We start from the raw sequence: 10971 nt of genomic DNA on the forward strand, positions 1-10971 counted from the left end.
AAATCCAGCTACAGGGAGCATTTCATTTTTATTTTTGTCGCAAAGCATTTTTTGGGTAGTGCTGTCTCCGCTCTGAAATATTGTACAGTTCCCTCGCGGATCCCACGGCGTTAAAGCAAAACACAGATGCTGCGAGTTAAATCCGAACCATCTTTCAGCGCGATCGCTTCTAGAGCTCGCCAGCCTCGGCCCTTTTCGCGATCGGGGTTTCTAGCCGACCAAAATCATCCGAACCATTTTCTGTCAACACTTTCACATACAATGAACCTCAGATATCTTGTGAAATTTAGGAGAAAGTTGTAATGGGTGTTGCAGTTGGAATGGTTGAAGTCTTAGGATTTCCCGCCGCCGTAGAAGTTGCAGACTCAATGGTGAAAGCAGCCCGAGTTACTTTAGTTCGCTATGAAAAGATAACCCGCGCCTACTGGACAATTATAGTTCGAGGAGATATTTCTGAAGTGCAAGCAGCCGTTGCTGCTGGAATTGAATCAGTTAAAAAGGTCGATGGCGGAAAGTTGCTATCGTATCACATCATTGCTCGTCCCCACGAGAATCTCGATTATATTTTGCCGATCGGCTACACACCTGAAGTCGAACAGTTCCGAATGTAGACAAAGTTTTGACAAAACTTTGGTGTGGAGTTTTAACTTTTAGTAATTATAGAGGCGCGGGCGATCGCATCTCTATATTTTTTTAATGGCGAGTCGATCGCATTTATGAGCGAGAAATATTTTCCATACAACCCGCCCCCAGCTCAAAAACCAGAAACTTTCCAGCCCTCACCGCCCCAAAAGCTTCACAAAACCAACACCGCCAAAATACAAAGCCAGCACCGCACCTCCCAAAAGACTTTGCGTTAAAGGATCCGTAGAAGGCGTTAACACCGCTCCCAAAATAGCCGCTCCCAACACTACATAGCGCCAGCCCGATAGCATTTGCTTGGACGAAACAATATTCAAAACGCCCAGCAATACTAAAACGATCGGGATTTGAAAAGCTAAGCCGGTGCTGAACATTAACAAGAGCACAAATTTAAAGTATTTGTCGATCGACCACAACTGCTCTACAACATCCGCCCCGTAGCTAACAAAAAAGTTGAGCGCCGCCGGAATCAGAGCGATATAAGCAAATACTAACCCGCCCAAAAATAAGAAACTCGAACCCAAAAACACGGGCCCTAGCAACCGACGTTCTTTCCGAGTCAAGCCGGGGAGTACAAACAGCGCTATCTGGTAAAAAATAAACGGACTTGCAATTAGCAAACCGCTATATCCCGCTACTTCGATAGAAACAAAGAAATACTCGCCGGGAGCTAGTTGCAAAAACTTGACCGGCCCGGCGGGTACTTCTAGCAATTGTACGATCGGTTTAACTGTTAAAAAGCAACCAATAACCGCGATTACTACTGCAATTAGCGAGTAAAAAATTCGCTGCCGCAATTCTTCTAAATGATCGAACAAAGACATCTCAACTTCGTCGGGAAGTTCGTCGAGATATTCGTTTTCTAGGTTGCGGGAACCCATAAAACTGTCGGCGATTGGTGCAATGCTATTTTCCGGGCTAACTTGTTCGCCTTCTAATTTACTAACATCTACCGAATCATCGGCGATTGGTGCAATGCTATTTTCCGGTCTAACTTCTTCGCCTTCTAATTTACTAACATCTACCGAATCATCGGCGATTGGTGCAATGCTATTTTCCGGGCCAATTTCTTCACCTTCTAATTTACTAACATCTACCGAATCATCGGCGATTGGTGCAATGCTATTTTCCGGGCCAATTTCTTCACCTTCTAATTTACTAACATCTACAGAATCATCGGCGATTGGTGCAATGCTATTTTCCGGGCCAATTTCTTCGCCTTCTAATTTACTAACATCTACCGAATCATCGGCGATTCGTGCAATACTATTTTCCGGGCCAATTTCTTCGCCTTCTAATTTACTAACATCTACAGAATCATCGGCGATTGGTGCAATGCTATTTTCCGGGATAACTTTTTCGCCTTCTAATTTACTAACATCTACAGAATCATCGGCGATTGGTGCAATGCTATTTTCCGGGATAACTTGTTCGAGGTTGTTGTCGGAATCTTGTTCGGATTTCTCCAAGTCTGAGGGCACAGTCATAGGTATTTGTGATTTTATTTAAGCTTTACGTTTATTAGTCTTGGAGGTAGGTGAGTGCAAAAATTGAGTTTACAGCTTAAGTTCCAATAAGGTTGGGTTGACACTGTTTATTTCCCGGATATCTCCCTAAATCTCCCTTAAGAAGGGGACTTTGAGAGCACTCTTGTCCCCCCTTTTTATGGGGGCCAGGGAATTCCGGCTTAACCCAAGTGTATTGAGTTAAGCCGGAGTTCCCTTTTAACTTTAACGCCAACCGCGCATTTTTTGCTGAACTATTCCCACGTAATACATATAATGTCTGAGTCGTGTCGGTCAAACATAGTTTTTTAACTGTCAATGACGATCGCAATTTTGCCGACAGCGCGGCCGGTTTGGCTGTAAGTGTGGGCTGCGGCTACTTCTGCTAAGCTGTAAGTGCGATCGACAATTGGCCGGGTTTGCTCAGATTCGATTAATTCCCGCAAAAATCCCAAGTCGTCCGGCTTGGGCTTGGCAACAATTAATTGAGCTTTTTTAGTCGATAGAAACCAGCTAGTCAACATTGGGAAGAAGTTCTCAAAACTCGGTAAAGTCGAGATATAAACTCCATCCGATTGCAGCAGTTTTTCGCAGTTGGCAAATGTTTGTTTACCGACAGCATCCAAGATTATATCATATTTTTTGGGTTGTTTAGTAAAGTCTATTTCTGCATAATCCAGAACAAAATCTGCTCCCAAATTCTTGACAAACTCTGTATTTTGAGCGCTGCAAACTCCCGTTACTTCCGCGTTAAGTGCTTTGGCAACTTGCACTGCAAAAATGCCGACTCCGCCAGAAGCGCCGTTAATTAATACTTTTTTGCCGGCTTTGATTTCACCCAAATCTCTCAGCGCTTGCAAAGCAGTTAAACCGGCGATCGGTACTGCGGCAGCTTCTGCATGGGTGATGTTTTTAGGTTTAATTGCTGCTATCGATTCTGGCAGGACAGCGTATTCGGCACAAGCACCGCCATTCAGGGGATTTAAAAATGTATAAACTTCATCTCCTGGTTGAAATTTGGTGACTTCCCTGCCGACTTCTACGACTACTCCCGAAATGTCTGAACCGACAATTCGAGGAAATTTAAATCCTGTTAATAGTTGCAAGTGTCCTTGCCTAATTTTCCAGTCTACGGGATTGACGCTGCTAGCGCGAACTTTGATTAACAATTCGTTGGATTTGGCGATCGGCTTTTCCAACTCTCGGTACTGCAATTCCTCGGCGGAACCGTAGCGATCTAACGCAACTGCTTTCATGGCAAATTTTTTAATCTATTTTCAATAGAACACTCAATCCTGTACAATTATCATAGCAATTTTATTTCGTTTGCGAACATTTTTTTTGAACCGCAGAGGGCGCTAAGAGCGCAGAGAAAGAGAAAAGATAGAGATGCAGAAATGATTGATTTAACTGGAAAGGTAATTTTAGTAACGGGCGGATCGAAAGGCATTGGTGCAGCAACTGTTCGGACTCTGGTTAATGCTGGGGCCGAGGTGATTTTGCATTACTGTCGCAGTCACCAAGCGGCGGAATCGGTAGCAGCAAGTGTGGCGGGCGATCGCTGTTATTTATTACCTGCAGATTTGATGCTAGAAAATGCGGCTGCGAGTTTGTGGCGAGATGCGGTAAAATGGCGCGGTCATATTGATATTATAGTTAACAATGCTGGGATTATGCAGTCGGCGGGTATTGAGGACGAATTCGATATTTGGTCGTCAGCTTGGCAGCAAACTTTACAAGTTAATTTAGTTGCTGTTGCTGATTTGTGCCGGGAAGCAATTCTACATTTCAAAACTCGCAGTGGCGGTACAATTATTAATATAGCAAGTCGCGCTGCTTTTCGCGGCGATGACCCGAATTACCTCCACTATGCCGCCTCAAAAGGTGCGATTGTTGCTTTAACTCGCAGCATTGCTAGAGGATTTGCGGCTGAGAATATTTTGGCTTTTACTGTTGCACCGGGATTTGTCAGTACGGAAATGGCAGATAAGTTTATTCGGGAGTTTGGCGAAGCAGAGATTGTGCGCGATATCCCGATCGGCAAAATCGCTCCTCCTCAAGATGTCGCCAATGTTATCGCCTTTTTAGCCTCTGGTTTAGCCCCCCACGCTACCGGGACAACGATCGACATTAACGGCGCCTCTTACGTGCATTGAGACAATTACTGGAAAATACCTCTCAAGGCTCACGCTGACATTTTTTAACACTCACTAATTTATCACTTTAGCAAGACGCTAACAATATCATACATGACTTATTGTTAGATGAAAAGATAGTCTGAGGAAAGTTGATTATGACAACAGATAACGGCACAAACACCAAACGAGTTGCTATCCTTATCGAAAATGGAGTAGAAGATTCCGAATTTCTAGTGCCTTACAACGCCTTAAAACAAGCAGGATTTGAAGTAGTTGTTCTCGGTTCCCGTACTAACGAAAAGTATGCCGGTAAAAATGGTAAAGTTTCGCAGCAAGCTGACGGAACTACCACTGAATCAGTAGCAGAAGAATTCGATGCAGTGATAATTCCCGGCGGTATGGCTCCCGATACGATGCGGACTAATCCCAATACAGTGGGGTTTGTCAAAGAAGCTTTCGAGCAAGGAAAAATAGTTGCTGCTGTTTGTCACGGGCCGCAAGTTTTGATTGAAGCCGACTTGCTAAAAGGCAAAAATGCGACTGGTTTTTTAGCAATAAAAACCGACATGATTAATGCCGGAGCTAACTATATCAACGAACCTTTAGTAGTTGATGGCAACTTGATTACTTCCCGCCAACCGGGCGATTTAGCAATATTTGCCACGGCAATTCTGGCTCGCCTCGGTTACGGCGGAAAAGCAGTAGGTTTACCAGAAGAAACTGACAGCAGTGCAGAATGGTGGAAACTAGCTAATGCTTGGGGAGGCTCCACACAAGGCGATATTGCTAAAGGTTTGAATACCGCCCTCGCAGGGGAACGTTATGCTTGCGAAGCGTTTCAAAATTATGCGGAAAAAACCGGAGATAGCGATTTGCGATCGTTCCTTGCAGAAATGGTTCAAAACAAACAGCACCACATCCTCGCTCTGGAAAAGCGCCTGAACGATTTCGGCGAAAAACCCTCAATTCCCGCCCAAATTGCTGATAAATACGCTAAATTAAAAACTTCGCTCCAAGGAACTGATGAAACGTTTTTGTTGCGAACCATTCTGGGCGATTTGCAAACTGGTGTTGTCGATATCCACAACCTGCGGGCCCAGTTTACAGATCCGGTATCAACTGACATTTTTACAGAGATAGAAGCTGATTTGTCTAAGTGCGAGCAAGCGTTTGCTAAACTCTTCCGCGCCCGTGCAGTTTCCCAGGACATTAAGCCGCCAAAACCTTCGACTAGCCCCGCTGTTACGATGTAACTAGCCGCCGGATCAATAAATTTGTAGTTGTGCCAAGGGGTTAAAACCCCCACCTAGAGCGCAACTACAAATTTGCTATGCAATAATAAAATATACGCCTTTGCGGTAAAATAAATCCCAAGACTAAAAAGCAGACGCTAAATTAACTGCAAGGTGGAGAATTTTATAAAATGGGTTCTATCTTTGTTTCAGCAGGACACGGCGGGTTTGAAGGCAGCTTGCGGGATATGGGGGCGATCGCACTTGGCACCACCGAAGCCCAGGAAATGATCCTAACTCGCGACTTATTAGTAGCCGAATTGCGGCAGCGAGGCATAGAAACTTTCTCGGTGCCCGATACTCTGAGTTTGCTAGAAACTATCGCTTGGATAAACAACCGCAGCCTCGCGGGAGATGTAGCGGTAGAAATTCACGGCGACTCTTTTTCTAATCCCCAAGTTCGCGGTGCCACTGCGTTTTATATTGGCAGCAACCCCAAGCGAAAAGCAGATGCGGATTTAATTTTAAACGGCTATTTACGCAGGTGCCGAGAAATACCAAGCCGCGGCGCAAAAGCAGATACTGAAGCTGGTGTTGGTAGCCTCGGATTTTGTCGGCGCGTCAACATTCCTTCACTACTGATTGAACTCGGTTTTTTGACCAGCCCCGATGACTTGCGAATTATTCAAACTCGTCGCCGCGATGTCGCCCTCGGACTCGCTGACGGGCTCGAAGCTTGGTTAAAAAATACGAATTTGAAACCCTTGCCAACACCAACGCCCGCACCGACACCAGCACCAACGCCCGCGCCGACACCCGCACCAACGCCCGCGCCGACACCTATAGTTTATCCCTTAATTAATATCCAAATTAACGGTGGGCCGCACGAAGATAAAGGCATTTTGGTGAACGGAAATTCCTTTGTCCCTTCCGAAGTTCTAGACCTTCTCAACGTCGAACCAGAGGCAGTCGATCGCCGGGTAACGTACAATGGAGTAGTTTTCGTGCGGGCGATCGATTTGCGCGATCGGGATATTTCCGTAGCATGGGATCAGTCTACAACATCAGTATTACTGCGATCGCGCCGTGATATCCTCTCAGGCGTAGCAAAAATCATGGGTCGGGGTCTAACTACCGCCCAACAAATGACAGCATTTCTCGCCAAAAATAACAGCCAAGCCTCAGCAAACTTTCCGAATTTACCTCAAATTTACGTGCAAGAAGCAGCCGCAGAAGGAGTTAACCACGACGTAGCTTTTGGCCAAATGTGTTTAGAAACAAACTATCTCAAATTTGGCATTGCAGTAAAAGCAGAACAATTTAACTTTGCCGACATGGGAGTCATTAGCCCCACAAATTCCGGCCTCTCATTTCCCGATGTCAGGACAGGAATTAGAGCGCAAATTCAGCACCTAAAAGCTTACGGTAGCATCGAACCTATCGACCAACCTTTAGTTAAAGAAAACGTGCGTTTTCGCTTTGTCAAGCGCGGTGTCGCCCCCACCGTCAACGAACTTGCCGGTCGCTGGAATTCTGACCCATTATACGGAGAAAAAATCATCAATATCATCCGGCTTTTCTACGAAAATGCAGGTTTATTGTAGTCAGTTGACAGTTGACAGTTGACAGTTGATAGTTGTCAGTTGTCATCACTCAACGCCGTCAACAGTCAACAGTTAACAGTTAACAGTTAACAGTCAACAGTCAACAATGCCCAATCCCTCCGCTTCGCTGGGCCCAATTCCCGATTATTAAATAACTATGGTTTCTAGCAACATCCAATTTTCCGACATTCAAAATAATTGGGCAAAAATATTTATTGACGGCTTAGTAGAACGGTCAGTAATTAGCGGATTTCCCGATCGCACTTTTCGCCCCAACAGCAACCTAACCCGCGCCCAATTTGCCGCCATTGTCAGCAAAGCCTTTCCCATACCCGACAAACGGCCCTACATTCCCTTTATCGACGTTCCCGCCACTCACTGGGCCGCCGCCGCCATTCAAACAGCATATAAAAGAGGGTTTATTTCCGGCTACCCCGACAACCTGTTCCAACCCGAAAACAGGATTACCAGAGCCGAGGCATTAGTTGCCTTAGTTAGCGGAGTATTTGGCTCAAATAGTGTACCAACAAGCAATCTTATCCTATCAAACATCTACCTAGACAGCACAGAAATTCCCAACTATGCCAAAAATGCGATCGTCATAGCCACCCAATCCGAAATAGTCGTAAACTATCCAAATTTAAACTTATTAAATCCCGCCGGAAGCGCCACCAGAGCCGACATTTCAGCCTGGGTTTATCAAGCATTAGTGTATCTCAAAAAAGCGCCAGCAATATACAATCAATATATTATAGTTCTCAGCAAAGTTCCCCGACCCCAAGTTTACGTCAACCACCAGCGAGAATTTCGCGGAGTTTGGATAACATCAGTGTGGAATATTGACTGGCCGTTCAGCAACAAACTCTCAACAGAACAGCAAAAAGCCGAACTGTTAAAAATTCTTGACAGGGTACAAGAAATGAATTTCAATGCAATTATTCTCCAAGTTAGAGCCGCAGGCGACGCCCTTTACGCCTCACAATTAGAACCTTGGAGTTCATGGCTGACAGGAACTCAAGGAAAACCACCAGAACCTTATTATGACCCTTTAATATTTGCCGTTGCAGAAAGCCACAAACGCAACATAGAAGTTCACGCTTGGTTCAATCCCTACCGCGCCAAAGTTTCTTATACCCAAACCCCTCCCAACGTCAGCCCCCACATCTCTGTTACCAATCCCGAATGCGTTTATCAGTGGGGCGACGACTGGTGGATGGATCCGGGAATTGATTTAGTGCTAGAAAAAACTTACAACGTCATTTTAGACGTAGTAAAGCGCTACGATATAGACGGCGTTCACTTCGACGATTATTTCTATCCTTACCCGATTGCCGGCCAAGAATTTCCCGACAGCAAGATTTACAATAGTTATGTTTCCCGAGGCGGAAAAATGAATTTAGGAGATTGGCGTCGGGAAAATGTTAACAAGCTAGTTAAAAGACTAGGAGAAGGAATTCGAGCAGCCAAACCCAATGTTAAATTCGGCATCAGTCCCTTCGGCATATATCGCCCCGGCCAGCCGCCCCAAAGTCGCGGTTTAGATGCCTACGAAACACTTTACGCCGATGCCAAAAAATGGTTAGTATCAGGTTGGGTAGATTATCTCAATCCGCAACTTTATTGGCGCATCGACCAAACAGCTCAAAGCTATCCAGTTTTGCTGCAATGGTGGCTAGAAAATAACCCGCAAAACAGACATATTTATGTGGGAAATAACTTAGGAAAGCTTGACGGTCAGAAGTGGAATGTAGACGAAATCAACAATCAAATTGAGATGACGCGCAACTCCAAACAAAACTTAGCTTTAGGCAATGTTTTCTTCAGCATGAAAGCATTTAGCGACAATCGCCAAAAAATATACGATAATTTCAAATCCACTACATACACGCAACCCGCACTCGTTCCCGTGATGCCTTGGCAAAATGGAACGCGACCAGCCCCTCCCGCATCAGCCGTAGTCCAAAAAGTTGGCAACAGCAATATTTTGCAGTGGAAAAATCCCGCCGATAAAAACATTCGTTCCTGGACGCTTTATCAAAAAAATGGAGATAGCTGGAAGCTGATCAAAATCCTCAATGCAGACACAGTACAAGTAGCCGTAGGAACGGGAATTTATGCTTTGTGTGCGGTGAGTATCATGGCTGTAGAAAGTGTAGGAGTTTTCATAGAAATATGAGGATAAAATATAAATGTAAAAATGAATATGCAATATATGCAACTTGCCGAACAAAGACGAAAAATTTACCTTGAAATCGCCCTTCGCCGATGCCGTCCCGGTAGCGGCAGCAGCTTAGAATTTCTCAAAAAAAGAACTTGGAACACTCCCGTGACTAACATTAAAGCTATTATCACACAAACTCAATTTGTTGTTGTAGGAGGAATTGCTACCAGGCTTTATATGCCAGAACGCATGACTGACGATCTAGATATTTTAGTATTAACTGATGATGCCGAAAATCTATATCAAGAATTAGCGGCAACTGGCAGTATAAAAGTTGGAGAACTCAGCATTGGTGGCAGTAGTTGGCAACTACCAGACGGTAGTATTTTGGATGTTCTTGAATCACAACAACCTTGGGTTACAGAAGCGATTGCAAACCCCAACATCGCCCCCGATAATTTGCCAATTATCCGATTGCCTTATTTAATAGTAATGAAATTGCAAGCGAGTCGGGGTATAGATATGGGCGACTTGACGCGGATGTTGGGAGGGGCAGACGAAACTGCCTTAGAATTAGTAAGAAAGACAGTAAAAACTTACCTTCCCGATGCAGTGGAAGACTTAGAAAGTTTAATTGTACTGGGAAAATTAGAAATGGGCGAATTACGTTAATCGTTTGTAGTAGTGCTGGGATACCGCCGCACCCACCAAGGTAAAAAAATCAACTATCTTCCTCTAGACAGGAGACAGCTTAGGGATAAATACGCTATTGTATTGCCAATATTTTTGATCTTGAGGAAAAAACGGCTGTGGTTCCCTTACGCGACGAAAACCCCATCAGCATTACTCCCTACGTTACCTACGGGCTGATTGCTGCAAACGTATTAGTATTTTTGTACGAACTCTCCTTGGGCGATCGCCAATTAACGCAATTTTTCTACTCTTGGGCGGTAGTTCCTTGCCAGCTAAGCAATATGTGTCGGGTAGCGCTGCCAGTTTCGCCATTTCCCGAATGGACTACGCTAATTAGCTCCCAATTCCTGCACGCAGGCTTTCTCCACATTGCCGGAAATATGTTATTTTTGTGGATTTTTGGCAACAACGTAGAAGAGCGCTTAGGACACGTCAAATTTATAATATTTTACCTTACTTGTGGCGTTTTAGCATCACTAACTCAGTGGTTTTTTTCCTCAGCATCAGCCATTCCGTCCCTGGGTGCTAGCGGCGCGATCGCAGGCGTGATGGGAGCTTACATTCTCAAATATCCCCAAGCCAAAGTTCTAACACTGCTGCCGTTAGGAATCTTTATCACCACCGTCAGAGTCCCCGCTTTCTTTTTTCTCGGATTTTGGTTTGCACAGCAAGCACTCAGCGGTTTGGCTTCCTTAAATGCCCCGGCAAGTGTCGGCATGGAATCCGGGGGAGTTGCCTACTGGGCCCACGCCGGCGGCTTTGTTTTCGGAGCTATTCTCGGCCCTTTATTGGGACTTTTTTCTGAGGAAGATCGGATTTAGTTGTTAGTTGGTAGGGCGGTGGATGGTGCGTGCGGGCCCTCTTAGTTGTTAGTTGTTAGTTGTTAGTTGTTAGTTGTTAGTTGTTAGTTGTTAGTTGTTAGTTGTTAGTTGTTAGTTGTTAGTTGTTAGTTGTTAGTTGTTAGTTGTTAGTTGTTAGTTGTTAGTTGTTAGTTGT

9 protein-coding genes are annotated in these 10971 nt (G+C 44.8%); 7 read left to right on the top strand and 2 right to left on the bottom strand.

Features of this window, described 5'->3' with window-relative positions; all coding sequences use genetic code 11:
* The first annotated feature begins 302 nt into the window (after positions 1–302).
* Positions 303–611: a carbon dioxide-concentrating mechanism protein CcmK gene (locus tag AACV78_RS10085; RefSeq protein ID WP_106149684.1), complete on the top strand. Its 309-nt coding sequence runs from the start codon at positions 303–305 to the stop codon at positions 609–611.
* A gap of 168 nt (positions 612–779) precedes the next feature.
* Here the strand turns inward: AACV78_RS10085 and tatC are convergent, their stop codons facing one another.
* Together tatC and AACV78_RS10095 are read right to left on the bottom strand one after the other, a co-directional pair.
* On the bottom strand, positions 780–1523 hold the full coding sequence (gene tatC, locus AACV78_RS10090; RefSeq protein WP_228042157.1) for a twin-arginine translocase subunit TatC: 744 nt from the start codon (positions 1521–1523) through the stop codon (positions 780–782).
* Between the two features lie 932 nt (positions 1524–2455).
* Positions 2456–3403, bottom strand: coding sequence for an NAD(P)-dependent alcohol dehydrogenase (locus AACV78_RS10095; RefSeq protein ID WP_194009312.1), 948 nt, complete (start codon positions 3401–3403; stop codon positions 2456–2458).
* Positions 3404–3544: 141 nt separating this feature from the next.
* Here AACV78_RS10095 and AACV78_RS10100 point away from each other — a divergent pair, with 141 nt between their 5' ends.
* The 6 genes from AACV78_RS10100 (at position 3545) to AACV78_RS10125 (ending at position 10796) form a co-directional block, all read left to right on the top strand.
* Entirely contained in the window at positions 3545–4303 is a 759-nt protein-coding gene (locus AACV78_RS10100; protein WP_194009311.1) for an SDR family NAD(P)-dependent oxidoreductase, read from the top strand.
* 137 nt (positions 4304–4440) lie between these two features.
* The gene (locus AACV78_RS10105) at positions 4441–5538 is read left to right on the top strand and encodes a DJ-1/PfpI/YhbO family deglycase/protease (RefSeq protein ID WP_194009310.1); all 1098 of its coding nucleotides are present in this window, start codon (positions 4441–4443) and stop codon (positions 5536–5538) included.
* 170 nt (positions 5539–5708) lie between these two features.
* Complete coding sequence (gene tftA, locus AACV78_RS10110) at positions 5709–7121, top strand: hormogonium tapered terminus morphoprotein TftA (RefSeq protein WP_194009309.1); 1413 nt, start codon at positions 5709–5711, stop codon at positions 7119–7121.
* A 157-nt stretch (positions 7122–7278) separates the two neighbouring features.
* Positions 7279–9297 carry a glycoside hydrolase family 10-like protein gene (locus tag AACV78_RS10115; protein ID WP_194009308.1) on the top strand — a complete coding sequence of 673 codons (2019 nt, stop codon included), beginning with the start codon at positions 7279–7281 and terminating at the stop codon, positions 9295–9297.
* A gap of 21 nt (positions 9298–9318) precedes the next feature.
* Complete coding sequence (locus AACV78_RS10120) at positions 9319–9954, top strand: nucleotidyltransferase (protein ID WP_228052078.1); 636 nt, start codon at positions 9319–9321, stop codon at positions 9952–9954.
* Positions 9955–10091: 137 nt separating this feature from the next.
* Positions 10092–10796, top strand: a complete 705-nt coding sequence (locus AACV78_RS10125) for a rhomboid family intramembrane serine protease (protein WP_194009307.1) — start codon at positions 10092–10094, stop codon at positions 10794–10796.
* Positions 10797–10971: the final 175 nt, after the last annotated feature.

Origin of the sequence: Tychonema sp. LEGE 07196 (genome assembly GCF_963890365.1) — a bacterium.
Classification (GTDB): domain Bacteria; phylum Cyanobacteriota; class Cyanobacteriia; order Cyanobacteriales; family Microcoleaceae; genus Microcoleus.